The organism is Mycobacterium sp. 1245111.1, from assembly GCF_001673405.1.
GTDB lineage: Bacteria > Actinomycetota > Actinomycetes > Mycobacteriales > Mycobacteriaceae > Mycobacterium.
On record NZ_LZLV01000144.1, the window covers coordinates 1 to 719 of the forward strand.

Annotated in this window: 1 pseudogene; it reads left to right on the forward strand. The window is 61.9% G+C overall.

Going from position 1 to position 719, the window contains the following annotated elements:
- Positions 1 to 719: pseudogene (locus A5658_RS28555) on the forward strand (MMPL family RND transporter); the annotation flags it as partial.

The window sequence follows — 719 nt, forward strand, 5'->3', positions numbered from 1 at the left end:
TTCAAGCTGCTGGACCCGAAGCGAAGGTTGCAGACCCAGGGCTGGCGCCGCATCGGTACCGCGATCGTCCGTTGGCCCGCGCCGGTTCTCGCGGTGACGATCGCGATCGCGCTGGTTGGTCTGCTGACCCTGCCGGGTTACCAGACCAGCTACAACGACCGGTTGTACATCCCGCACAACATCGCCGCGAACAAGGGATACGACGCCGCGGAGCGCCACTTCTCGCAGGCCCGGCTGATGCCGGAAGTCATGATGGTCGAGGCCGACCACGATTTGCGCGATCCCGCTGACTTCCTGGTACTCGACAAACTGGCCAAGGGCATCTTCCGCGTCCCCGGAGTCTCACGCGTGCAATCGATTACGCGCCCGGAGGGCACGGCGATGGAGCACACCTCGATCCCGTTCCAGCTCAGCATGCAGAACGCCGGGCAGGTGCAGACGATGAAGTTCCAGAAGGCCCGCATGGACGACATGCTCAAGCAGGCCGACGAACTCGAAGACACCATGAACCGGATGAGGCACATGTACGGCCTCATGCAGCAGCTCACCGGCATCACGCACAAGATGATCGGTGAGACACGCGAAATGCAGGCCGTCACCGAAGAATTGCGCGACGACGTCGCCAACTTCGAGGACACCTGGCGGCCGATCCGCAGCTACTTCTACTGGGAGAAGCACTGCTTCGACATCCCGATCTGTTTTTCGTTCCGGTCCATCTT